The sequence below is a fragment of the Candidatus Tisiphia endosymbiont of Nedyus quadrimaculatus genome, from assembly GCF_964059235.1.
Taxonomy (GTDB): domain Bacteria; phylum Pseudomonadota; class Alphaproteobacteria; order Rickettsiales; family Rickettsiaceae; genus Tisiphia.
In genome coordinates this window covers 941,099-963,730 of the sequence record NZ_OZ060452.1, presented here as the reverse complement: position 1 = coordinate 963,730, position 22,632 = coordinate 941,099, and the positions used below count along the sequence as shown (strand labels likewise).

Genomic DNA, 22,632 nt, shown 5'->3' with positions numbered 1-22,632 from the left:
ATTATATAAAAACTTTCTTAGAATCGTATAAATGCTGTCATTTGAACAACTCACTCTTATTATAGACGAAAAAACTATCTTCACTAATATTAGTATGACTTTTTTACCATCATCTATAGTTTATTTACAGGGAGCAAATGGCTGCGGGAAGACTTCACTACTTAGAATTGTAGCTAATATACAAAATCCAACAAGTGGTAATGTTTTGTATAGATCATTGAACTGTAAATATTTAAAGAAACCTTATTGTAATTATATTGGACATAATCTTGGATTAAAATCCCAAATAACTGTATTAGAGCATCTAAAATTTTGGTCTACAATTTATGATTCCCTTGAAGTTTTAGAATCTTCGATATACTATTTCAAGTTACATAATATTTTGTATGAGAAATGTTACAAGCTGTCTGCTGGTAACCAAAAGAAAGTTGCCTTAGCAAAACTCATTGCTTGCCAGTCAAATTTATGGCTATTAGATGAAGTAGAAGCAAACCTAGATCAAGAAAACAAAGAATTACTATATAACTTGATTATTTCGAAAGCAAATAATGGTGGAGTTATTGTGGCTACTTCTCACTCCAATATAGATATTCAGTCAGCACAAATAATCAATCTTAAGGATTATAATTTTTAGACCTTAGTAAGTTTTTGTAATATCGATTTAAGACTTTTACACCCAAAATCCAAACTACACAAACAACAAGAAAAACAGCCATCAGAAAACCAGCTAGATCGTTATGTACAGTATTTGGGAAAATACTGAAAGAGACAAATTGAATAATTGCTCCAGAAGATTTTCCTATTTTGTATCCAAGTACATCTACTGCTGCCTTTCCCTTAGTTTTCATTTCACTATCAAGAGGTATATATACCATTTCTTTAGTAGAATCAAACAGTGAATATTTTACGCTTTTCCCTAAAACATGCCACAAACCACCTACAAAAACAATGATCATTAATGGAGAAAGATAACTAAGACCGGTCATAATTGCCAACAGAGGTTTTTCTAGTACAACAAAGGTAAAAAACATCATACCTGATAACAGTGTTACGATAGGGGTGATCACTGCTCCCCAAAACCAACCACAAATCCTGACTAAACTACTACCTAGAAAAGAACAAATTAAAGTAAGTACTCCCGTCCAAAAAAACACCTCACCAGTGTAAGATATAAATGCTTGGGTAGAGGGATATAATTGCTTGGTTTTAGACATCCATAATCCTTCAATTAGGTTGATTGTCATGGAATATGAAATCATTAATACACAAATAATTCCTAAATATTTAGATGTAAAAATTATTTTGCTGCTGTCAACTAACCCTAGTTTTAGTATATCGGTTCTTTTGTTTTTGTATCTAATATTTTTAGTAGTTTCTATAATTTTCAATTCAACAAATCTATGTAAAATCAAACAAATCAGCCCAGAAATTATAATGATTAGCATAAACGATTTAAGGAGAATTTCTGTTTTGTCGTTAAGATGGGAAAATAGAGGTAACAAAAAATGTTCACCTTTTGCAAAATATATAATTATACTGCCAGATATTAGTAAGTTAGTTTGGCCAAATACAGAAAAAAACGAATAAAATCTTGGAGCTTCTTCAATACTGGTAATCTTATTAGCAAGTTGCCAGTATAACAGTGTAAATACAATTACTGGCCACAACTCCCCCATTATATAAAATAACACAATACTCCATTTTCCCCAAATGATGATAAACCATTTTAAATGTGGCAGTACGGTAACATAATAGGCTATTACTTCAGGATTTGGATGAAAATATTCCCGATATGGAAACAGCACAAAAGCAAATAATATGAAAAATCCCAAGAAAAAAGATACTACTATCCTAAACACTTGCTCAGTTGTCATAATATTACAAAGTTTGGAGTAAAGAATGACAAATAAGACACCCATAGGCATCTCGCCCCAAAGTTTTATAAAGCTTAAAACTTCCGTACTAATTAATGTCACTACCAAGCTATCTTTAATACTACGTACTAAATTCTGGTTAAGGAGAATACAAAACATTAGTAAAGCCATAGGTATAAACTTTACTAACTCGTTAGATCTAATAGGCCAAACAACGTGTCTAAATTTACTATTTCTAGCCCTATTCCACATATTAAAAGAAGAATTTACTGTATCCATTTTATACCCATGCTCATTTCCAAGCAACCTAAACTATAAGAAAAACCCTGTCAAGTAGTTTTATAATTTAATACAAAATCCTCTTGTGTAAAAGATATACTTCTCCTACTTCAAGAGTTGTTTTCACAACTCTTGAAGTAGGAAATTATTTAATTCTGAACAAAAGAAATTTACTAATGCTTTAAAGAAAGGTATAGTAACCTCAGTTTGATGTAAGAATAATTATTATTCTCTGCACGCTCGATGTCAATCCCCTAACAATTAGCCTTAAGTTTTAATTGCAAGGATAAAAAAGAAATAAGATAATATTAAATTTTATTTTTTAAGATTTGAGGCAAGCAATTGAGTAGTGTAGGACTAGGAGAAGGAAGTAATAAGTTATTTTTTGAATCAGAATTTGAAAGTTTAGTTTTAAAAGATCAACGTCTTAAATCAAGAGCTTTAAAGATTTTTACAGCCCTAATGGCAAAATTTACAAGCTGTATTAAAAATCTTTTTGATAATCCACAAGATCAAAGACAAGCTTATGATTTTTTTGTTAATAACAAAGTTAACAATGATCATTTAATAGAGTCGCATTTTAGGCAAACTACTGATAGAATTAACAACAATAATGATAATTTATTGCTAGTGATACAAGACAGTACGTATCTTAACTTTACTAAGCACAAAGCCAAGATTGACATTGGTAGGATAGGGAAAAATGGTAATACAGAGCAATATGGTATTATCCAACATTCCAGTTTGTGTACTACTTTAAATAATGAACCTAGTATAAAAGAGGTAGTTTTATTAATTGCTAGACTTAGTGGATACAAACATACAAAACACTCTGCTCCTCCAGGTATAAAAACTATGTGGACAGCTCTGAAAATTTTTTATTCAATCACACAAATGTTTTATTTGATGTCAACTAAAACTTAAGGCTAATTGTCAGATCTTTATAATCGGCGATGTTGCTGAAAAATTTGTTTATTGCTTCCGAAAATTGTTCAAAATTATGATAAAATTTATTATTAGTTGTAATACTGTGCATAAACTTCCATAATCTCTCAATTGGGTTAAGATTTGGACTATATGGTGGCAAAAATACTAGCTCTATTTTAGTATTTACTAGGTATTCCTTAACTTTCTTGGATTTGTGGTAACTAGCATTGTCACAGATTAAATATATTCTTTCCTTGTCACTATTCTCCTCTTCCAACCTTTGTAGAAAATTAACTATCTGCTCCCCATTTATTTTTGGGGTCTCTGTGCTTACTAATTGCAAATTGGCTAGGTTAATAGCACCAATCATGTGCTTTCTTCTCCAGCCACTGAATGTTGGTAAGGTCTTATCTTGGTTCTTTCTTATCCAACCGCACCTTGCCCTTGCTTGATACTGAGGATGAACACCATCCATAAAATATATGGCTTCCTTATCTCTGAGATTCCCTTTTAGCAAACTGTAGTTTAACTTAAATAATTCTTGCTTGTCAAAATCCAGCTTAGCCGGTACTATTTTCGGCTTCTTGTAAACAAACCCCAGTTTGTATAGTAATTTTGTTACTCCCGTTATCGTATATGTCACCCCATATTTATTCTCAATGTGATGCATGATATCTTTTGCATAAACATAATTATTTGCTTCTAGGTGAGTCACTAATTCTGTCTTCTCACCATCACTTAATTTGCTTGCGCTACCCCCATTGTCGGTATTAAGCTTATTGGCTTTTTGATAATCAACAATATGTTTTCTTATCGCTTCGTGGCTCAATAGTAGTACCTTAGCAATTTCTATATTACTATACCCATCGTCATACATCAAAACTGCCTTAATACGATCACGTATGCGTCCGTCTCGTTCTGTCTTATGACGTTCCTTCAACTTTTCTCTTTGTTCTGCTGTCAATACATTCTTACTCATAATGTCCTAAACTTTATAATATCTTTCCTATCTTTGCAACTCTTCATTTATGAGTAGTATACCAAAGAAAAAAAGCAAGAAAAATCCTTTAACTAAAAATGATAAAAAGAATAATCGTAGGTTAGCAGGAGAAAGAGTTCTGAATGAAAACGTTATTGGTATGCTAAAACGGTTCAAAATTATTGCTGACAAATATCGAAATAGACGTAAAAGATTCGGTCTTAGATTTAATTTGATCTCTGGCATTTATAATTTTGAACTACGTTAACCAGTTTCGAAAGAGGTCTAATGGTTTCCACCACAGCAAAAATATCTAGTTGATAAAGCTCACGATATTCATACAGAAGGAGTAGTACAAATATTTGATATGAAAGGTAAATTCTGTAATAAAGCAAAAGTAATCAAGGATTAAATATGCAAATAAAGACCAAATTCGATATGAGAACGGTAGATCAAATTAAAGAAATTGAGTATAATTAATATTATGAACATTTTTATTACTAATATTTGTCCAATATTATCAGCACAGGCACTTGATAATAAACGAGTCCTAAAAATGATAGTTGAGTCTGCTCAATTACTTAGTACTGCTATTTTCTGCAATAGTCAAATTGTATATCCTGATATTTATAAACCTACCCATTTGAAACACCCTTGTACTATTTGGACATCTTCAAATAGAAATAACTGGTTTTGGCTTTCTGAACATCTTATAGCTCTTTGTCATGAATATACACATCGTTATCATAAGAAACATAAAACTCAACAATTAATCAGCAACTTACTTAAATATTCTTCGCATTTAATCGACGATAATAATATGACACCATTCGTCAATTGCACTAAATCAGACTATTTACAAATTGATTTTTCTAATCACTCTAATACTTTTAAAGCATATCAGCAATACTTAACTGTAAAATGGAATAACGATATAATAAAACCAAAATGGACAAATCGTTCTATTCCAGAGTGGTATACTCAGAAATATATTCAAAATTATTAACTGATGTTACGCAGCTAACCATTCTCGCCTTTACACTGCCTAATTTTATAAAAATACTTAGTTGTTGTAAATCTTATGTCTGTTTATCGCTTTCTCTTATTCCATACTCTTGTTTTTCAAGCACTATTACTAATTATAACTTTATGATGTTTTAACTTCTTTAGTAATTAAAGATCGTATCAATGCATTAACCGCTTGCTGCTGCTCTGAACTACGAATTTTCATAAAATTCTTTGAAACCTCTATGTACATATGCTGATTTTCAACAAATACTGGCTGTACAGTATCAGCATCTTCTAAATCTTTATAAAAATACTCTATATTTTTATCTAGTGCCTTAGCAATAAGAACTAATCTACCTATTAATGCCTCTTTCGTATTTTTGTAACTGCTGCCCCGTTACTTCTACTATATCCGCCAGTTGTTGTCGTGACAATCCTTTAGCAAGTCTTAGAGAATAAATCTTTTCTCCAATAAGTTGATCGATCTTATGTAAATAGTCATTTCTTCTTGCTATCATTTTTTTAACATTGATGGTATCATATCTTAAAAGCCTTCATTATACTCTTCAAGTTTTCTAAGATTATGTTATGATAAGTTACTTAACGTGTCAATAATTTAATTTATTATTATAAAAGTAACCTTATTTTTACCTTTGATATATAACTAATAAAGCAATAAAAAAGTCGAACTTATTGATCTATATTAAAATTTAATCATTCGTTACCAAATCTATAAAAGTTTTTATAATAAGTATAGCTGCTGCATGCAGTAAATCATCGTTTTCTATATCTACTCAAGTATCCCTAGATGAAATGATTGGTAGGATTGCACCTACTAAAGATACTGACAATGGTAAATCTTCTGAACAAAGCTCTAGTAGTGATCCTGATCTGAATAATTTATAGCAATTGCTTTTTTAATCTTACATATTACTAACCATCATACCCTAAAACTCAACATTTAGTGAAGTTACAGGAAATAAAATATAACTTACAATCGTAATTGGGGTAAGGCTAAAAATAGTAACCCATCTTTAGTAAGTTGTTTAAAACCTGATCCTTAGTCCTAGACCTATATAAACTACACAGCTTAGATCCCCTTAACGGTTCTTGGCCCACAAATCCATATTATATTGTTTGCAATATTCAAACATATCAACGGTATTAGGATGGTGTATGCCAAACTCCTTAATTTGTGACTTGCCAAAAAATTTATAATTATATAAATCTTTGTTTTTACAGGCAGCTTTTGCTCCTTTTTTGTATAACTCACTTACTTGAGCAATATTTTTACTTTTATCTTTATATAAATAATGATATATAACAAACGCTTTTTTATAAGATTCTATGGCTTGCTCAAGGTTATTTTGAGTAAACAAAATATCACCTTCTATTGCATAACTGACGGCTAAATTGAAATTTTTAGAATAATTTGTTGCCTTAGGATTTATGTTTTCATGTGCTAAAAATATTGAAATAGCTTTATTAATGTATTCAGAAGCTTTATCTACTTTACCTAAACCTAATTCACTTCTTGCCATTTCTACGTAAAGATCTGCAAATATTTCATTATCCTTATACTTTGTCTTAAGCATATCATATAGCTGCTGAGCTTGAATATAGGCTTCTTGATATCTACCAAGAGAATTCAATATACTTGCTCTCAATATATAGGATCCAGAAAAGGTTAGGTCATTACTATGTACTCCATTGTTTATACGTAGCTCAATAACTTTATCTTCCCATTCTAAACTTTCCTGATATTTGCCTTGCATCTCACATAATGCACTTTTTAAATTATATATCATAGATATATCAATTTCTTGTATTACTCCTTGTTTTACTAGTTTTTCTGCTTTGTTAAGAAATTCTTCAGCTAATTTAATTTCGCCTAAAAGTATATAAGATAGAGAGATATTAATAAAAACATTAAATTTCAAGGAATAAGTAGTTTCATCATTATCAAGTTTCTCTAAAATCTTTAATGATTTAGTAAAATAAACAATAGCGTTTTCAAGATTTAACATTATATGATAATATCCTCCTATTATCATTAAATACCTAGCATAGTAAGACTTTTGAGATTCAGACATTTGCCACAATTTAAATGCCTTGTTTTTATCTTCTTGATCAAACAAATCAGCCATTTGTTGCACTTTGCTGTTATAGTTATAAGTGTTCATATATAGAGCAACTAACTCAACTCTTAAAGTAAGTATTGTGTATAAATTAATATTATATTTTTCAGAGTTACTTAAAAGAATTTCTAAATTTTCTGGTATAGTGTTGCCACTTCTCCACAAATATCCCGAATAAGTTCCTTTTGGTTTAGGTAATTTGCTAATAATATTTTCTAAATATATTTTATTATTATCACCATTTAGTTCCATTATTTTATTGCTAACTATGTCATGCATTTCAAAAATAGGGTTATCCTCGCTAGAATTAATATTACTGATTAACATAAATTTAGATAATTGATATACGTCATCATCTAAAGTATCTTTATGATCAGTAATGATGGTAAGAAGCTGTTTTGAAAAAGCTTGGTTATTTAATAAAGCTATTTTATTCAATAACTTTATTGCACTTGGTGTTAATTCTTGAATAGCCATATTAACATTCGTTGCTATTTTATCAGTCGATTGATAAATTTTCTTTTTATATTCCTCTTTATCTAAACCTTTAATTTTGTTAAGTAATTGAGCTCCCTGTACTATAAGTATTGGGTAACCACTGAAAGATCGCATTAAAAATTCGATACTGTTTTTTTCTTTATTATCCAATAAACTATTAGCCAAAGCTACGATAGTAGGCTTATCAAGTATAGGCATTGCTATAATATTAGGTAACTTTTCATTATCTTGCGAACAAAACACAACATGACCATTATGTTCCCAATCAATTAAGTCCTGTACTTTTTTATTTTCATTAACTTTTAAATTATCAAACACCAATAACCACTTATTAGTAGAAGTTAAATATGATATTACTTCTTTTTTTGCTAAAACAACTGCTTCAGATATATTAGTTTGTTTGATCATATTGAGTTGTTTAGCTAATCTGACAAATTGTTCATTAAAATCAAGGTTACAATCAAAAAACCAAATTAGATCATAATTATTTTTATTCTCATAACTATACATCCTAATTAGTTGAGTTTTCCCTATACCACTAGTACCAACTATACTTGCTTGTCTATATTTACTTAAATATTCATCAAGGATTTTAAGTTGTTGTTCATGATTGACAAAATAACTAACTGGAGTGATTAAATTAGATACTTGTTCTTGAGCAAAAGTATTACTATAAATAATTAGTAATATAAATAATGTTAAAAATTTTTTCATACACTGAGCTTCTGCATATATCTTTTATTTGACTATACCTAATTTTTCTACCATTTACAATAGATGCGATAGCATCCCCCAAGACATCGATTTATACTAATTATCTTTCAATATAGAATGAAGATGGTATAATTTAAGTTATAGAATAAAAATAAAAAAGCTAATGTCAGGTTATCAATATGTTTATCCATCAGAAACAGTTTGTCGGATGGAATTTTTGTTATAGCAGTTAACATATAGTTAGATATTAGTTATAATAATAGATAAGAAAAAAATTATATAATAGAAATATGCCGTCACCATACAGTTATGATTTACGTTCTAGAGTTATAGAACATTATGAAAAACATAAAAAAATAGCATTTACATGCGAGACCTTTAAAATTAGTCGGTCAATGCTCTATGTATGGATTAGATTAAAGAAACAAACTGGAGATATAAAGGCAAAAGAAGGATACCAAAAAGGGTATGGTCATAAAATCCCTGATTTATTAGCGTTTGGTAATTTAATAAAAGAAGATAACTCTTTAACGCTTACAGAGATAGCAAAAAAACTAGATAATACTGTAAGTATAATGACTATCAGTCGTGCATTAAAGAAACTCAATATTACTCGAAAAAAAAGACATATGCGTATAAAGAAAGAGATGAAGGAAAGCGACAAGATTTTCTCAGTGAATTAGAAAAAGTGCTGATAGAGAAACGAGTTTATCTTGATGAAGCTGGCATAAATGATAATGAATCATATGAATATGGATGGTCAATGAAAGGAAGTCGTTGTAATGGAAGTAAATCTGGGAGACGTAGTGAAAGAACAAGTTTTATTGGTGCGTTAAATCGGAATAGTTTAATCGCATCACTAGTCTTTACAGGGAGCTGTGATAGTAAGGTGTTTGAAGCTTATATAGAAAATTGTCTTGTGCCGGAGCTAAAGCTTGGACAGGTTGTCATTGCTGATAATGCAAGCTTTCACAAATCCAAAAGGGCTAAAGAATTAATCGAAAAAGCTGGCTGTAAACTAAAATTCTTACCGTCTTATTCCCCTGATTTAAATCTTATTGAACATCATTGGTTTCCGATAAAAAATAACATTAGAAAATTATTAGATAAAGGAATTTCTGTATTTGAGGCAAGTTGTAGAACATTTAAAATAATGTATGAACCTATATGTTAAGTGCTATAATAAAAGTTTTAGAGGAGGGAAAGATGTAAATTAGTAAAGAGCAATATTGTAATAAAAAAATTATCAACTGAGTATAGTGAAATATTATCTGAATCTGAATTTTAATAATGGTTAAAATCTGATCAAAAAACTATAATTCATTTAATTTTTTACTATGGTTTGGTGGGTCAATAGTTCATTACAATTTACAAACACTGCCTTAATACGATCACGTATGCGTCCGTCTCGTTCTGTCTTATGACGTTCCTTCAACTTCTCTCTTTGTTCTTTTGTCAATACATTCTTACTCATAATCTCCTAAACTCTACAATATCTCTCCTATCTTTGCAACCCTTCATTTATGAGTAGTATACCAAACAAAATGCTAGGCATTAAAGTTAAAAAGTATTCATATTTTTTAAGAAATAAAAATAATAAATGGTTGTAAATAGCTAATATTTTAGTTTAGTATAATTATAAGAATTAAAATAATGTGTTAGGTATTTAATGGATGATATTAGTTGTTGGCAATCAAAATTTCAATCTTGTTTGTAAATTGTAATCAGCTATTGCCCCCCTATTGTAATAAACTATTGCCCCCCCTAACCACATAAAAAAATTAGTTAATTTTGGTTAAAATTCAGATAGAATTTTCTAAAATCATTGTAATTTTTAATTAATACCGTAGTCTATTATTTTAATCTTTAATCTACATCTTTCCCTCCTCTAAAACTTTTATTACCAGTTTCTATGATTTGACAATGATGTGTCAATCTATCGATAATTACTTTTGTTGCCTTAGCATTACCAAACATATCATTCCATTCTTCAAATCTCAAATGGGTAGTAATGATCACTGAAGTTTGCTCATACAATTTAGCAAATAACTCAAATAACAGGAATCTAGCTTCGCCTTTTATTGGTACATAGCCTAATTCATCTACTACAATCAGATGGAATCTCTTAACTGAATCGATGAATTTGCTTTCATAATTATGGATTCTAGCATTAAGCAATTGGCTAGCTAATTCATTTAAAGTATAAAATCTTACCCTGTAACTTTTTTCAATGGCGGTGAACGCCAAACCAATTGCTAGATGAGTTTTTGCAGACCCAGAACCACCTATGAACATGATATTCTGATGATTATCAATCACTTTTTGTATATCAATATTTTCAACCAATTTAGCTTGGCATGTATCTGATAGTAACTTTATGGTTGGGAACTTAGCTAGTTGCAACCTATAACCTAGCGAGCGTGACTTCTTATATTCACACTCTGCTTCAAGAAGTTTCTTTAACACATCATACACACTAGTAGTAGGAACATCATTTGTTAAATTACTTGACTCAGCTAACTGCATCTTCATACCGACTAAACCTAATTTATCTAATAACAATATTAAGTCTTTCATTTAATTTACCTCCGTTGTTAAATGCAACTTGCTATAAATACTACAATCAGCATCAGGAGGATTTTTTAGCTGAATAAACTCAGTCTCTTGGATATCTAGTTTCATTGCTGGTTGCAACAAATATTGCTCAACTAATTTAGAGCTACAGCCGCCAGCAGCAATTGTTAGGTTACAAGCATTTGTTACCTTTTCTAATCCATACTTATTAACAAGTAGCAGGATATCTATAAATTGTTTATCACCATCCTTGTAAGTCTCTAACTTATTTCGTAGTTTGCCAAATATCTCAGGTAACAAACTCATTAACTCTTTGAACGGTCCACCATTACGTAAAGCACCGGGTTTACGTTCTAGAGCTGCTATATAGTGCCATGGATTATAATTCTTCTGATAGCGTTTAAAACTACGAACATGCTCTGCAATAATCTTGCTTTTATGTAAAATCACTATTTGCCAAGCATAGGATTTAATCTGTACGCTAAGTCCCACATATTCACACGGAACACTATACATATTGCTGTCGTATTGTATTAAACTCAAAGGTGATACGGTCGTTGGATGTAATCTATAACCGGTAAACTGCCCTCTATATCCTATTAAATATGCCTTCTCTTCCTCATATATTTCTAGAATCGTTCTTTCTGTAAATTCAGGATGTCTTTTAGTTTTAGCCCACTCTATAGACATCTCTCTTAGCTGAATGTTAATAGCTTCATAACTATCTCCTTTCAATATTGGAGTAAAAAAGTTACGTCTAGTGTCTCCTACTTGTTTCTCAACCTGTCCTTTCTCCCATCCTGATGCTGGAGTACAGGCAAGTGGCTCAAATAAATGGTGAGAGACCATTTGGATAAACTTCTCGTTAAAGATACGATCCTTGCCAATCAATATTTTTTTGACAGCCGTCTTCATATTGTCATAAATACCATTCTTACAACAACCAGCAAAAAACTTGAAAGCTTGATCATGGGCATCCATAACCATTTCCAGCTGCTCATTAGGATAAACCACTACCAAAGAATAACGACTATAGCATAGCTTTATTCTCGCTGCTTTAACTCTAGTAACCTCCCATTTAAACATATTTCTTCCTCTCCCCAATCAAACTGAAACGCCTGACCAGCTTCAAAATTTAATGGAATAAAAACTTGCCCGCCCCTTGCCTCGTATTCTCTACGGAAGTTTCGTACAATTAGATTCACAGATTCGTAACTTCCTGTATAACCCGATATCTGAAGCTGTTGGTATAGCTGCCGTCATTCTACGTCGAACCGACTCCTTGCTATTCTCTGCTAATAGCTGATTTAGTACTTCAAGATGATTGCCAAGAACAGGCTTACCTTTGCTATATTTTGCTAACTCAAATTTAGTTTGATTGCTGCAAATGACTTTTTTTACTGTATTCTTTGATATATTCAGTTCTCTAGCAATTGCTTTAATTGCTTTGCCATCAACGTAATACATTCTACGTATTCTTCCAATTGTTTCCACTATAAACAACCTTTTAAAAACTCCTTAAAAAAATATTAAAAATATTAATTTTTTGGAGATATTGTTACTTATTTAGGGGGGCAATTTTCATTACAATTTTTCCCTTAAAGGGGTCAATAGCTGATTACAATTTACACTTAGTTGCAACGAAGGCAATGCCTAAAGCTGTTGTTCCCCCTAAAATAGAAAAAATTGCAATTAACATTACAGCAGGATATTGCATAGGGGGTCTTACAAATTCAGTTAAATAAATCTCTGCCCCTACTATTTCTCCCATGGAAGAAATACCTTGTAGCATACGACATAGGGTAACTAGCCATGCTGCTGCTATACCTATTTGTTCATATGTCGGAAGAGTAGCTATTATAATACATGAAAGAGACATTAAAAATGTTGTAATAACAACAGTTATTTTTCGACCAATCTTATCACCTATTTGACCAAAAACGAATGCACCAACTGGTCTTAAAACAAAAACGGAACAAAATGCAAAAGCAGACTGTAATGAAGCACTAAAAGGATCAGCTTTTGGAAAAAACAACTCATTCAACAATACAGCCATGTGTACGTATAGCATCAGATCAAAATACTCTAGGAATGTACCTATCGAAAGCAACCCAACTGCTTCTTTTTGTTCTTTAGTTAGACTAGTCTGATTATCAATAATTCTTATATCTGCTTGGACAAATTTGCTCATAATTATCTAACCATATATTTTAAGTAGTTACTCAATAACACTATGTACTTTGTATTTCACGTAAGTTCTTGATAAATTCGATAAAGATTTTCAATTGTTTGCTCATAATCAATAGGTTATGCTATAGTCCAATTAAACTGGTTAAAGATATTATTGTTTTATTTAACTTGAACGCTGAACTAAGTTTTCCTTTATCTAATGCAGGACTACCATGTATTTTACCTTTTAGTCTAGCAGTGTTTATGCTTTCCTTAGTACGCTCTGCAATTAGAATTTTATCATCAATCGTGGAAATATTATCCATAGCCATCTTGATTTTTATACATATTGAACTTGTCTATGATAAAATCACAATATATTGAACTTGTCTATGATAAAATTGAACTTCACTTTGATAATTCTAGAATGAATTTATAAGGTTTTTACACAATCTGCTGAACTCAACTTTGAAAAATGACATAAATGGCGTAAATATTTAATAGATAAATGACGCAAGCAAACTGGTTAGTTTTGGATAACTGTAATTTTTTGTAAAATGAAGTCCAGCTAAAAATGGGGGGTACGTCTTGATGGGTATCTGTTCAGGTGAACGGTTAGTGACAATTACAATGATATATGTTGACAAAAGGCATATATTGTCATACCATGATTGAATGATAAAAAAATATATTTACAATTTTTCATCAGAAAAAAATCAAAAACTTATACTGGAAAGGGGGATAAGTTTTGAAGAGATAATTTCGGCTATTGAAAGTAATTGTATATTAGACGTAATTGAGCATCCTAATTCACAAAAGTACGCTAATCAACGAATGTATGTTGTTAAGTTTAATCATTATATTTATCTTGTCCCTTTCGTTACTGGAGATGACGGAACAATTTTTCTTAAAACAATTTTTCCTAATCGTAAAGCAACACAAAAATATTTAAAGGAGGTGAAGAGCTATGAAAAAAAATGATTTCTCAGAAATATTACTTGATCAAGAAGAAGAACTGCTATCTAATTCTTTTGATAATGAAGAATGGCAAACAATAAAAAACATTCAGCAAGAAAAAAAAAGAGCTTTAGAAGCAGCAAACAATTATTTACAAAAGGATATGAGAATTAATATTCGTATTTCTAGCAGCGATTTGAATCGTATCAAACAAAAAGCTGCTTATGAAGGATTACCTTATCAAACTCTTATAGCTAGTATTCTTCATAAATATTCTGCAGGACATTTATAAATTGAAGATGTGTAGCCACAAATGAATAAGCTATTATGTTGTATTTAGGTTTTGGTTTTAGTACAGTCAAAGTAAAGTTTTATTGTACCAATTAAGTTGCTACTTATATTACAAAGTAGTTAAATTATCCTAATAATTTTGTAATAATTGTGGGTGATCCATTAAAGTAATAATGCAGCCCTAATGTGACCACTAACAATTTCATATTTTGCTTTATTTCAATATTATTTAGCAAGAATATATTACAAAAACATTAAATATCCCTAACCATTCTATAATTTCTATCTTTTCCTAGGAAAGATCGTCTAATTTAGAACGCTTTTAAGTATAAGTGACAAATTTACACTTCAACCTTTGGTGTGCCACGAAGTGTAAATGAGCTAGCTGATGAAAGATCAGCCATAGAAGTGTTGACCTAGCACACTATGTATCGAGTCTTGAGCTAACTTTGGTACAAATACAAAACATATTTATCTTATACTAATTATTATCGATTAAATAGATAATAAATTAGAATTATGGTGATTAGGTAACTTGCAGAAATCGGCTAGGTTGACAACGATTTAATATGCCCTAAATTAGCCCAGGTAAGAATTTTTTGGTCTCTGGTAAGTAACGTAGCCCCATAACATTTTGCTGTAGCCACAATAATTCTATCAGTTGGATCGCCATGAAACTCATCCATAAGAGAAATACTTTCTGCAGCAATTTCTGGGGAAATATCTTTGATAGATAATCCGTTAATATTAGCTATGGATTCTAGGAAGTCTTTTATAGGTTCATAAATGTTAATACGTTTTTTTAATTTAAGCATAGCAATTTCCCATAGAGCCCAATACTAAAGATCATGCAAGGAGCGGCTGTAAATTGTAATCAGCTATTGACCCCTTTAAGGGAAAAATTGTAATGAAAATTGCCCCCCTAAATAAGTAACAATATCTCCAAAAAATTAATATTTTTAATATTTTTTTAAGGAGTTTTTAAAAGGTTGTTTATAGTGGAAACAATTGGAAGAATACGTAGAATGTATTACGTTGATGGCAAAGCAATTAAAGCAATTGCTAGAGAACTGAATATATCAAAGAATACAGTAAAAAAAGTCATTTGCAGCAATCAAACTAAATTTGAGTTAGCAAAATATAGCAAAGGTAAGCCTGTTCTTGGCAATCATCTTGAAGTACTAAATCAGCTATTAGCAGAGAATAGCAAGGAGTCGGTTCGACGTAGAATGACGGCAGCTATACCAACAGCTTCAGATATCGGGTTATACAGGAAGTTACGAATCTGTGAATCTAATTGTACGAAACTTCCGTAGAGAATACGAGGCAAGGGGCGGGCAAGTTTTTATTCCATTAAATTTTGAAGCTGGTCAGGCGTTTCAGTTTGATTGGGGAGAGGAAGAAATATGTTTAAATGGGGAGGTTACTAGAGTTAAAGCAGCGAGAATAAAGCTATGCTATAGTCGTTATTCTTTGGTAGTGGTTTATCCTAATGAGCAGCTGGAAATGGTTATGGATGCCCATGTTCAAGCTTTCAAGTTTTTTGCTGGTTGTTGTAAGAATGGTATTTATGACAATATGAAGACGGCTGTCAAAAAAATATTGATTGGCAAGGATCGTATCTTTAACGAGAAGTTTATCCAAATGGTCTCTCACCATTTATTTGAGCCACTTGCCTGTACTCCAGCATCAGGATGGGAGAAAGGACAGGTTGAGAAACAAGTAGGAGACACTAGACGTAACTTTTTTACTCCAATATTGAAAGGAGATAGTTATGAAGCTATTAACATTCAGCTAAGAGAGATGTCTATAGAGTGGGCTAAAACTAAAAGACATCCTGAATTTACAGAAAGAACGATTCTAGAAATATATGAGGAAGAGAAGGCATATTTAATAGGATATAGAGGGCAGTTTACCGGTTATAGATTACATCCAACGACCGTATCACCTTTGAGTTTAATACAATACGACAGCAATATGTATAGTGTTCCGTGTGAATATGTGGGACTTAGCGTACAGATTAAATCCTATGCTTGGCAAATAGTGATTTTACATGAAAGCAAGATTATTGCAGAGCATGTTCGTAGTTTTAAACGCTATCAGAAGAATTATAATCCATGGCACTATATAGCAGCTCTAGAACGTAAACCCGGTGCTTTACGTAATGGTGGACCGTTCAAAGAGTTAATGAGTTTGTTACCTGAGATATTTGGCAAACTACGAAATAAGTTAGAGACTTACAAGGATGGTGATAAACAATTTATAGATATCCTGCTACTTGTTAATAAGTATGGATTAGAAAAGGTAACAAATGCTTGTAACCTAACAATTGCTGCTGGCGGCTGTAGCTCTAAATTAGTTGAGCAATATTTGTTGCAACCAGCAATGAAACTAGATATCCAAGAGACTGAGTTTATTCAGCTAAAAAATCCTCCTGATGCTGATTGTAGTATTTATAGCAAGTTGCATTTAACAACGGAGGTAAATTAAATTAAATGAAAGACTTAATATTGTTATTAGATAAATTAGGTTTAGTCGGTATGAAGATGCAGTTAGCTGAGTCAAGTAATTTAACAAATGATGTCCCTACTACTAGTGTGTATGATGTGTTAAAGAAACTTCTTGAAGCAGAGTGTGAATATAAGAAGTCACGCTCGCTAGGTTATAGGTTGCAACTAGCTAAGTTCCCAACCATAAAGTTACTATCAGATACATGCCAAGCTAAATTGGTTGAAAATATTGATATACAAAAAGTGATTGATAATCATCAGAATATCATGTTCATAGGTGGTTCTGGGTCTGCAAAAACTCATCTAGCAATTGGTTTGGCGTTCACCGCCATTGAAAAAAGTTACAGGGTAAGATTTTATACTTTAAATGAATTAGCTAGCCAATTGCTTAATGCTAGAATCCATAATTATGAAAGCAAATTCATCGATTCAGTTAAGAGATTCCATCTGATTGTAGTAGATGAATTAGGCTATGTACCAATAAAAGGCGAAGCTAGATTCCTGTTATTTGAGTTATTTGCTAAATTGTATGAGCAAACTTCAGTGATCATTACTACCCATTTGAGATTTGAAGAATGGAATGATATGTTTGGTAATGCTAAGGCAACAAAAGTAATTATCGATAGATTGACACATCATTGTCAAATCATAGAAACTGGTAATAAAAGTTTTAGAGGAGGGAAAGATGTAGATTAAAGATTAAAATAATAGACTACGGTATTAATTAAAAATTACAATGATTTTAGAAAATTCTATCTGAATTTTAACCAAAATTAACTAATTTTTTTATGTGGTTAGGGGGGGCAATAGCTGATTACAAGGCTCTGTCCAAAAAACTGTGTAAATTCGAAAAAATAGGTCATTAAATTTTGTTAAGCCTATCCTCAAATTTAACCATCAAATGAGCCATAGCTTCATTCCAGTTTGGAATGGGCATAGTCCATTTTTTGGTCATATAGTCAATTGTCAAATATAAACTTTTAAAAACAGCATTATCATTAGGAAAAACCCGCTTATTATTTGTTACTTTACGCAATTGACTATTGACAGATTCAACTGAATTAGTTGTATAAATTACCTTTCTAATTGACTCAGGATACCCTAGAAAAATCATTAGATTGTCCCAATTATTATACCATGATTTGGCAATTTGTGGATATTGTTTATTCCATTTTTCTTCAAAAGATACTAAAGCTAAATGGGCTTGTTCTTCCGTTACTGCAGTATATATCGGCTTTAAATCGCTAGACAGTTGCTTCCTATCTTTATACGACACATATTTTAAACTATTTCTAATCTGATGTACAATACACAATTGATGTTCTGTTTTTGGATAAACTGCTTCTATTGCCTCAGACATACCAGTAAGATTATCGCTACAGGCAATCAGTATATCTTTTAGCCCTCTATTTTTCATTTCGGTAAAATTACCGAGCCAAAATTTTGCCCCTTCATTTTCACTGATCCATAATCCCAATATATCTTTTTTACCAGATAAATCAATTCCTAATGCAACATATACTGCCTTATTGATTATCCTTTTATCTTGCCTGACTTTTACTACTAAACAATCAAAAAATACTATCGGATATATCTCTTCTAATGGTCGACTCTGCCAAGCTTTAACCTCATCCATTACATCATCAGTAATTTGGCTGATTAAGCCTTCACTTATTTCAACACTGTATAACTCCTGTAACTGAATCTTAATATCAGATATACTCATGCCTTTAGCATATAATGATAGTACTTTATCGTCAAAACCATCAAAACGTTTCTGGCGTTTTGGTAGTATTGCGGGTTCAAAGGTATTATGCCTATCCCTTGGTACTTCTATTTCTACAGCTCCATGTTCGGAGATCAGTTTTTTGCTAGTTATACCATTACGAGCATTATCATTATCTGCACAACTGTATTTATCATAGCCTAGATGATTATTCATTTCTGACTGCAGTGCCTTCTCTATTAAACGTTTGGTCAATTCTTTTAATAAACCTCCTTCTTTCAGTATTGTACTTACATCTGTATCATTATCTATTAATAAATCTACTGCTTGCTTTATTGATTCATTAGTTTTTTTATTCATGTAATTTCCTTTTTTGTTATACTTTTATATATAACCTATTTCGAAATTTACACAGTTTTTTGGACAGAGCCGATTACAATTTACACCTTTGTCAACCCATCTCTTAAATCTGCGATAAATACTGTACCAACAACCATAATCATCAGGTAGAAGACGCCATTGGCAACCTGTTCTAACAATAAACCATATTGCTTCAATAAAATGTCTCATTTTTTCTTCATTCTTGTTGTGTATACCATTTTTTTTCTTAAAAAATGATAAAATTACTTCCCATGCTTGTTCTTCTATGTAATACTTCATATTGGTAGTTCCTTTTTTTGATAACTAGAAACTACCATTTCTTCTTACTATGGCAACTTTTTATTCCTCTTTCCTAACTATAATTTTTGTCAACAGAACCTAGTAAAGAGCAATATTGTAATAAAAAAATTATCAACTGAGTATAGTGAAATATTATCTGAATCTGAATTTTAATAATGGTTAAAATCTGATCAAAAAACTATAATTCATTTAATTTTTTACTATGGTTTGGTGGGTCAATAGTTCATTACAATTTACATACAGGGTGAGGTTCTACACTTTAAATGAACTAGCTAGCCAATTACTCAATGCTAGAATGCATAACTATGAACTCAAATTCATCGATTCAGTTAAGAGATTCAATGTTATTGTGATAGATGAACTGGGCTATGTACCAATAAAAGCCGAGGCTAGATTCTTATTATTTGAGCTGTTTGCTAAATTATATGAACAATCTTCGCTCATTATAACGACCCATTTGAGATTTGAAGAATGGGGTGATATATTTGGTAATCCTAAGGCAACAAAGGCAATTATTGATAGGATAACGCATCATTGTCAAATCATAGAAACTGGTAATAAAAGTTTCAGAGGAGGGAAAGATGTAGATTAAAGATTAAAATAATAGACTACGGTATTAATTAAAAATTACAATGATTTTAGAAAATTCTATCTGAATTTTAACCAAAATTAACTATCCCAAATGCTAAGCCACCGCTTTCAGCGGTGGAATCATAGAGTTTGACATATACTAAAGATATCCCTAAATGATTTTGCCGCTCAAAGCAGAATCAAGAAGGATAATGTATATGCCAAACTATAATAGTTTAAACCACTGTACATGGGAATGTAAGTACCATGTTGTTTTTACACCCAAATATCGCAAGAAAACGATATTTGGATTAATTAGGAAAGAGTTAAAAGAAGTGTTGCATCGTTTAGCGGGTCAAAAGGAATGTAAGATAGAGGAAGGATATTTAATGCAGGATCATGTGCATATGCTAATATCCATTCCTCCCAAACATTCTATTTCAACCATTGTGGGTTTTATTAAAGGTAAAAGTTCTATATGGGTAGCACAAAATATAGCAAATAAACAGCAAAATTTTGTTGGTCATAAATTTGGGGCAAGAGGATATTTTGTGAGTACCGTAGGAGCGAATGAAGAGGTAGTACGTAAATACGTTCAAAACCAAGAATCTGAGGATAAAAGAGCTGATCAACTTAACCTGTTTTACAGGTCAAAATAAGTAATATTAACCCGCTTTGAGCGGTTCTATAACAAACTCCCACTTCTAGGGGGAGTAATTGGCTAATTTTTTTATGTGGTTAGGGGGGGCAATAGCTGATTACAATTTACATATTTACACTTCGTGGCGCACTAAAAGGAACAACTATGAAAAATAAGGTAAGAATTTTCAGTGCCGAAGAAAAAACAAAAATAGTGCTAGAATTATTAAAAGAACCTCAGTTCGATATAAGAATTAATAATTCTTATATCGAACTGAGGTTACTTATGTCAGAACTAATGATGGTTTTATGTATTTAGCTGCTATTATAGATTGGCATAGTAAAGCCATATTGAGTTATAAATTATCAAATTCAATGGATGTGACTTTGGTAACTGATGTATTAAAGATGCCCTTAATAAATACAAAGCTCCAAAAATATTTAATAGTGACCAAGGCAGTCAATATACTAGCCATGACCATACACAGATGCTGAAAGATCATAACATTCAAATCTCAATGAACGGATTAAAGAACTAAAAGATAGTATTGATAATTATATGAATAAATATAATTATCAAAGATTTCATTCAGCTATTGGTTATAAAAAACCTATGAGTGTCTACCTTAATTATATGCAAAACTACATGCAAATCACTGCTTAATAAATGCAAAATAGGAAACAAAATTATCTTTTTTTTGTGTTGATTTTTCAGTCCATTATACCAAACCGATGCTGGGGTTTAAGAGTTTTCGCTCTGCTACTATTACTGGTATAGAAAATATTCGTATGATTCAAAAAAGACAAATTACTGGAGCTAATAATAATTTTGCTACTTTTGAGCATTTTGTTATGCTCATGGCATCATAATGTCCAAAATCCAAAGTTTTACGATTTTCGCTAGACCACGATTTACAAATGCGACAGAACCGTCTAATGACTAATATTACCAACACTCATTGATAGGCTGGCTGAAACGAATTTCTCTAAATCACCATCAAGTATACCCTTAGTATCAGAAGTTTCATGGTTGGTACGTAAATCCTTAACCATCTGATAAGGCTGTAATACATAAGATCTTATTTGATGTCCCCAACCATTTTCAGTCTTGGATGCATTTTGTTCATTAATATCATCGGTACGTTTTTTTAACTCTGACTCATAAAGCCTTGCTTTAAGCATTTTCATAGCTTGTGCTTTGTTTTTATGCTGCGATCTATCATTTTGGCACTGGGTTACGATATTAGTCGGTAAGTGGGTAATCCTTACTGCAGAATCAGTAGTATTTACATGTTGTCCCCCAGCACCGGAAGACCTATAAGTATCAATTCTAAGATCTTTTTCATCTATTGTAATGGAAATATCATCATCAATTTCTGGATATACCCAACTGCTAGCAAAACTAGTCATCCTTTTACCTGCGGCATTAAAAGGTGATATCCTAACTAGCCTATGCACACCAGATTCTGTTCTAAACCAACCATATGCTTGGTAGCCATTAATTTTAATAGTACATGATTTTATTCCAGCTTCTTCGCCATTAATAAGATGAATAATTTCACTTTTAAAACCCAGCCTTTCTGCAAAGCGTAAATACATACGCATCATAATTGATGCCCAATCGTGGCTTTCTGTTCCTCCAGCTCCAGCGTTGATTTCTAGAAAGCAATTATTACTGTCAAATTCTCCAGAAAATAAACATTCAGTCTCAAATTTTCCGGCAATAATAGATAGCTTCCCTAAATCTTCTTGAACTTGCTGCAAAACTTGTTGATCATTTTCAATAAATGCCAAATCCTCAAGTTCTAAACATTCCGTAAGATTAGACTGAAGTTGTTTAAACGAGTTAAGCTTGATATCTAGAAGTCTTTTTTCTTTTAGAATACTCGAGGCCTTCTCTTGATTATTCCACAGATCCGGATCTTCTGATATATTTTCTAGCTCTAAAAGCCTTTTGGTTGCGTTATCGAAATCAAAGCGACCTCCTGAGCAGTTCTAAAGACTGTTCAATTTTTTTTACATAATGTTCAATTTCAGCACGCATTATTAATTTTCCTACTATAAAATGGAATTTTATTATATAAAGATAAAACTTCTT

The 22,632-nt window shown here is 31.4% G+C and carries 25 protein-coding genes and 5 pseudogenes; 15 read left to right on the top strand and 15 right to left on the bottom strand.

Annotation, left to right across the window (positions count from 1 at the left end; genetic code table 11):
* The first annotated feature begins 31 nt into the window (after window positions 1-31).
* Window positions 32-634, top strand: coding sequence for a heme ABC exporter ATP-binding protein CcmA (gene ccmA / locus AB3211_RS04535; protein WP_367363741.1), 603 nt, complete (start codon window positions 32-34; stop codon window positions 632-634).
* Here ccmA and AB3211_RS04530 read toward each other — a convergent pair.
* A complete protein-coding gene (locus AB3211_RS04530) occupies window positions 615-2,153 on the bottom strand; it encodes an Npt1/Npt2 family nucleotide transporter (RefSeq protein WP_367363740.1) in 1,539 nt (512 codons plus the stop codon). The genes ccmA and AB3211_RS04530 overlap by 20 nt on opposite strands.
* A gap of 342 nt (window positions 2,154-2,495) precedes the next feature.
* Here AB3211_RS04530 and AB3211_RS04525 point away from each other — a divergent pair, with 342 nt between their 5' ends.
* Window positions 2,496-3,077, top strand: coding sequence for a transposase DNA-binding-containing protein (locus tag AB3211_RS04525; protein WP_367363739.1), 582 nt, complete (start codon window positions 2,496-2,498; stop codon window positions 3,075-3,077).
* Here AB3211_RS04525 and AB3211_RS04520 read toward each other — a convergent pair.
* On the bottom strand, window positions 3,067-4,059 hold the full coding sequence (locus AB3211_RS04520; RefSeq protein WP_367363738.1) for an IS630 family transposase: 993 nt from the start codon (window positions 4,057-4,059) through the stop codon (window positions 3,067-3,069). The two genes, AB3211_RS04525 and AB3211_RS04520, sit on opposite strands and share 11 nt — an antisense overlap.
* 52 nt (window positions 4,060-4,111) lie before the next feature.
* Between AB3211_RS04520 and AB3211_RS04515 the strand changes: the two are divergent.
* Together AB3211_RS04515 and AB3211_RS04510 are read left to right on the top strand one after the other, a co-directional pair.
* Window positions 4,112-4,327: pseudogene (locus AB3211_RS04515) on the top strand (transposase family protein); the annotation flags it as partial.
* Window positions 4,328-4,543: 216 nt separating this feature from the next.
* On the top strand, window positions 4,544-5,065 hold the full coding sequence (locus tag AB3211_RS04510) for a pyrimidine dimer DNA glycosylase/endonuclease V (protein ID WP_367363737.1): 522 nt from the start codon (window positions 4,544-4,546) through the stop codon (window positions 5,063-5,065).
* Window positions 5,066-5,206: 141 nt separating this feature from the next.
* Here the strand turns inward: AB3211_RS04510 and AB3211_RS04505 are convergent.
* Window positions 5,207-5,582: pseudogene (locus tag AB3211_RS04505) on the bottom strand (helix-turn-helix domain-containing protein).
* Window positions 5,583-6,167: 585 nt separating this feature from the next.
* Entirely contained in the window at window positions 6,168-8,417 is a 2,250-nt protein-coding gene (locus AB3211_RS04500; protein WP_367363736.1) for a tetratricopeptide repeat protein, read from the bottom strand.
* A 290-nt stretch (window positions 8,418-8,707) separates the two neighbouring features.
* Here AB3211_RS04500 and AB3211_RS04495 point away from each other — a divergent pair.
* A protein-coding gene (locus AB3211_RS04495; RefSeq protein ID WP_367363735.1) for an IS630 family transposase occupies window positions 8,708-9,591 on the top strand; the annotation gives its coding sequence in 2 pieces (ribosomal slippage) (window positions 8,708-9,028 and window positions 9,031-9,591; 882 coding nt in all).
* 150 nt (window positions 9,592-9,741) lie between these two features.
* On the opposite strand, the gene AB3211_RS04490 is transcribed toward AB3211_RS04495, so the two are convergent.
* From AB3211_RS04490 to AB3211_RS04460, 7 genes and pseudogenes are all read right to left on the bottom strand, one after another.
* Window positions 9,742-9,891, bottom strand: coding sequence for a hypothetical protein (locus tag AB3211_RS04490; protein WP_367363734.1), 150 nt, complete (start codon window positions 9,889-9,891; stop codon window positions 9,742-9,744).
* A 392-nt stretch (window positions 9,892-10,283) separates the two neighbouring features.
* Window positions 10,284-10,994: an ATP-binding protein gene (locus tag AB3211_RS04485; RefSeq protein WP_367363726.1), complete on the bottom strand. Its 711-nt coding sequence runs from the start codon at window positions 10,992-10,994 to the stop codon at window positions 10,284-10,286.
* Window positions 10,995-12,077 (bottom strand): transposase, encoded by a 1,083-nt coding sequence (locus AB3211_RS04480; protein ID WP_367363733.1) that lies wholly within the window; start codon window positions 12,075-12,077, stop codon window positions 10,995-10,997. It abuts the gene before it with no gap.
* Window positions 12,035-12,196 (bottom strand): hypothetical protein, encoded by a 162-nt coding sequence (locus tag AB3211_RS04475; RefSeq protein WP_367363732.1) that lies wholly within the window; start codon window positions 12,194-12,196, stop codon window positions 12,035-12,037. The genes AB3211_RS04480 and AB3211_RS04475 overlap by 43 nt, the downstream gene beginning before the upstream one ends.
* Entirely contained in the window at window positions 12,168-12,458 is a 291-nt protein-coding gene (locus AB3211_RS04470; protein ID WP_367363728.1) for a LuxR C-terminal-related transcriptional regulator, read from the bottom strand. The genes AB3211_RS04475 and AB3211_RS04470 overlap by 29 nt, the downstream gene beginning before the upstream one ends.
* Before the next feature lie 166 nt (window positions 12,459-12,624).
* A pseudogene (locus AB3211_RS04465) lies at window positions 12,625-13,182 on the bottom strand (MFS transporter); the annotation flags it as partial.
* A 121-nt stretch (window positions 13,183-13,303) separates the two neighbouring features.
* Window positions 13,304-13,486 (bottom strand): hypothetical protein, encoded by a 183-nt coding sequence (locus tag AB3211_RS04460; protein ID WP_341757657.1) that lies wholly within the window; start codon window positions 13,484-13,486, stop codon window positions 13,304-13,306.
* 349 nt (window positions 13,487-13,835) lie between these two features.
* On the opposite strand from AB3211_RS04460, the gene AB3211_RS04455 reads away from it, so the two are divergent.
* Window positions 13,836-14,141 carry a toxin gene (locus AB3211_RS04455; RefSeq protein WP_367363731.1) on the top strand — a complete coding sequence of 102 codons (306 nt, stop codon included), beginning with the start codon at window positions 13,836-13,838 and terminating at the stop codon, window positions 14,139-14,141.
* Entirely contained in the window at window positions 14,128-14,409 is a 282-nt protein-coding gene (locus AB3211_RS04450; RefSeq protein WP_367363730.1) for a CopG family antitoxin, read from the top strand. Before AB3211_RS04455 ends, AB3211_RS04450 begins: the two co-directional genes overlap by 14 nt.
* A 547-nt stretch (window positions 14,410-14,956) precedes the next feature.
* Here AB3211_RS04450 and AB3211_RS04445 read toward each other — a convergent pair.
* Window positions 14,957-15,223, bottom strand: a complete 267-nt coding sequence (locus tag AB3211_RS04445; RefSeq protein ID WP_367363729.1) for a PIN domain-containing protein — start codon at window positions 15,221-15,223, stop codon at window positions 14,957-14,959.
* A gap of 210 nt (window positions 15,224-15,433) precedes the next feature.
* Between AB3211_RS04445 and AB3211_RS04440 the strand changes: the two genes are divergently transcribed.
* The 3 genes from AB3211_RS04440 to AB3211_RS04430 are packed head-to-tail and all read left to right on the top strand — an operon-like array spanning window position 15,434 to window position 17,614.
* Entirely contained in the window at window positions 15,434-15,724 is a 291-nt protein-coding gene (locus AB3211_RS04440; RefSeq protein WP_367363728.1) for a LuxR C-terminal-related transcriptional regulator, read from the top strand.
* Window positions 15,696-16,898: an IS21 family transposase gene (gene istA, locus AB3211_RS04435; RefSeq protein WP_367363727.1), complete on the top strand. Its 1,203-nt coding sequence runs from the start codon at window positions 15,696-15,698 to the stop codon at window positions 16,896-16,898. The genes AB3211_RS04440 and istA overlap by 29 nt, the downstream gene beginning before the upstream one ends.
* Window positions 16,899-16,903: 5 nt before the next feature.
* Window positions 16,904-17,614, top strand: coding sequence for an ATP-binding protein (locus AB3211_RS04430; protein WP_367363726.1), 711 nt, complete (start codon window positions 16,904-16,906; stop codon window positions 17,612-17,614).
* Window positions 17,615-17,780: 166 nt separating this feature from the next.
* On the opposite strand, the gene AB3211_RS04425 is transcribed toward AB3211_RS04430, so the two are convergent.
* Together AB3211_RS04425 and AB3211_RS04420 are read right to left on the bottom strand one after the other, a co-directional pair.
* The gene (locus AB3211_RS04425) at window positions 17,781-19,004 is read right to left on the bottom strand and encodes an IS256 family transposase (RefSeq protein ID WP_367363661.1); all 1,224 of its coding nucleotides are present in this window, start codon (window positions 19,002-19,004) and stop codon (window positions 17,781-17,783) included.
* 24 nt (window positions 19,005-19,028) lie between these two features.
* Complete coding sequence (locus AB3211_RS04420; RefSeq protein ID WP_367363725.1) at window positions 19,029-19,304, bottom strand: transposase; 276 nt, start codon at window positions 19,302-19,304, stop codon at window positions 19,029-19,031.
* 223 nt (window positions 19,305-19,527) lie between these two features.
* On the opposite strand from AB3211_RS04420, the gene AB3211_RS04415 reads away from it, so the two are divergent.
* The 5 genes and pseudogenes from AB3211_RS04415 to AB3211_RS04395 form a co-directional block, all read left to right on the top strand.
* Complete coding sequence (locus AB3211_RS04415; protein ID WP_367363724.1) at window positions 19,528-19,917, top strand: ATP-binding protein; 390 nt, start codon at window positions 19,528-19,530, stop codon at window positions 19,915-19,917.
* 196 nt (window positions 19,918-20,113) lie between these two features.
* Complete coding sequence (tnpA, locus tag AB3211_RS04410; RefSeq protein WP_367364806.1) at window positions 20,114-20,554, top strand: IS200/IS605 family transposase; 441 nt, start codon at window positions 20,114-20,116, stop codon at window positions 20,552-20,554.
* Between the two features lie 283 nt (window positions 20,555-20,837).
* Window positions 20,838-21,061 (top strand): annotated as a pseudogene (locus tag AB3211_RS04405) (transposase); the annotation flags it as partial.
* A gap of 32 nt (window positions 21,062-21,093) precedes the next feature.
* Complete coding sequence (locus tag AB3211_RS04400) at window positions 21,094-21,198, top strand: hypothetical protein (RefSeq protein WP_367363723.1); 105 nt, start codon at window positions 21,094-21,096, stop codon at window positions 21,196-21,198.
* A gap of 62 nt (window positions 21,199-21,260) precedes the next feature.
* A pseudogene (locus tag AB3211_RS04395) lies at window positions 21,261-21,404 on the top strand (IS6 family transposase); the annotation flags it as partial.
* Between the two features lie 63 nt (window positions 21,405-21,467).
* Here the strand turns inward: AB3211_RS04395 and prfB are convergent.
* Window positions 21,468-22,578 (bottom strand): peptide chain release factor 2 gene (gene prfB, locus AB3211_RS04390; RefSeq protein ID WP_367363722.1). Its coding sequence is split into 2 segments (ribosomal slippage): window positions 21,468-22,508 and window positions 22,510-22,578, totalling 1,110 coding nucleotides; the frame shifts between segments, so codons are not numbered across the junction.
* Window positions 22,579-22,632: the final 54 nt, after the last annotated feature.

What these genes read in the sequence shown, in the direction of transcription:
- AB3211_RS04445 (WP_367363729.1), bottom strand. Translation starts at nt 15,223, where the DNA reads ATGCTTAAATTAAAAAAACGTATTAACATTTATGAACCTATAAAAGAC.
- AB3211_RS04470 (WP_367363728.1), bottom strand. Translation starts at nt 12,458, where the DNA reads ATGTATTACGTTGATGGCAAAGCAATTAAAGCAATTGCTAGAGAACTG.
- AB3211_RS04530 (WP_367363740.1), bottom strand. Translation starts at nt 2,153, where the DNA reads ATGGATACAGTAAATTCTTCTTTTAATATGTGGAATAGGGCTAGAAAT.
- AB3211_RS04400 (WP_367363723.1), top strand. Translation starts at nt 21,094, where the DNA reads ATGAATAAATATAATTATCAAAGATTTCATTCAGCTATTGGTTATAAA.
- AB3211_RS04520 (WP_367363738.1), bottom strand. Translation starts at nt 4,059, where the DNA reads ATGAGTAAGAATGTATTGACAGCAGAACAAAGAGAAAAGTTGAAGGAA.
- tnpA (WP_367364806.1), top strand. Translation starts at nt 20,114, where the DNA reads ATGCCAAACTATAATAGTTTAAACCACTGTACATGGGAATGTAAGTAC.
- AB3211_RS04455 (WP_367363731.1), top strand. Translation starts at nt 13,836, where the DNA reads ATGATAAAAAAATATATTTACAATTTTTCATCAGAAAAAAATCAAAAA.
- AB3211_RS04485 (WP_367363726.1), bottom strand. Translation starts at nt 10,994, where the DNA reads ATGAAAGACTTAATATTGTTATTAGATAAATTAGGTTTAGTCGGTATG.
- AB3211_RS04425 (WP_367363661.1), bottom strand. Translation starts at nt 19,004, where the DNA reads ATGAATAAAAAAACTAATGAATCAATAAAGCAAGCAGTAGATTTATTA.
- AB3211_RS04450 (WP_367363730.1), top strand. Translation starts at nt 14,128, where the DNA reads ATGAAAAAAAATGATTTCTCAGAAATATTACTTGATCAAGAAGAAGAA.
- ccmA (WP_367363741.1), top strand. Translation starts at nt 32, where the DNA reads ATGCTGTCATTTGAACAACTCACTCTTATTATAGACGAAAAAACTATC.
- AB3211_RS04430 (WP_367363726.1), top strand. Translation starts at nt 16,904, where the DNA reads ATGAAAGACTTAATATTGTTATTAGATAAATTAGGTTTAGTCGGTATG.
- AB3211_RS04440 (WP_367363728.1), top strand. Translation starts at nt 15,434, where the DNA reads ATGTATTACGTTGATGGCAAAGCAATTAAAGCAATTGCTAGAGAACTG.
- AB3211_RS04415 (WP_367363724.1), top strand. Translation starts at nt 19,528, where the DNA reads ATGGTTTGGTGGGTCAATAGTTCATTACAATTTACATACAGGGTGAGG.
- AB3211_RS04460 (WP_341757657.1), bottom strand. Translation starts at nt 13,486, where the DNA reads ATGGATAATATTTCCACGATTGATGATAAAATTCTAATTGCAGAGCGT.
- AB3211_RS04420 (WP_367363725.1), bottom strand. Translation starts at nt 19,304, where the DNA reads ATGAAGTATTACATAGAAGAACAAGCATGGGAAGTAATTTTATCATTT.
- AB3211_RS04480 (WP_367363733.1), bottom strand. Translation starts at nt 12,077, where the DNA reads ATGTTTAAATGGGAGGTTACTAGAGTTAAAGCAGCGAGAATAAAGCTA.
- AB3211_RS04500 (WP_367363736.1), bottom strand. Translation starts at nt 8,417, where the DNA reads ATGAAAAAATTTTTAACATTATTTATATTACTAATTATTTATAGTAAT.
- AB3211_RS04490 (WP_367363734.1), bottom strand. Translation starts at nt 9,891, where the DNA reads ATGAGTAAGAATGTATTGACAAAAGAACAAAGAGAGAAGTTGAAGGAA.
- AB3211_RS04510 (WP_367363737.1), top strand. Translation starts at nt 4,544, where the DNA reads ATGAACATTTTTATTACTAATATTTGTCCAATATTATCAGCACAGGCA.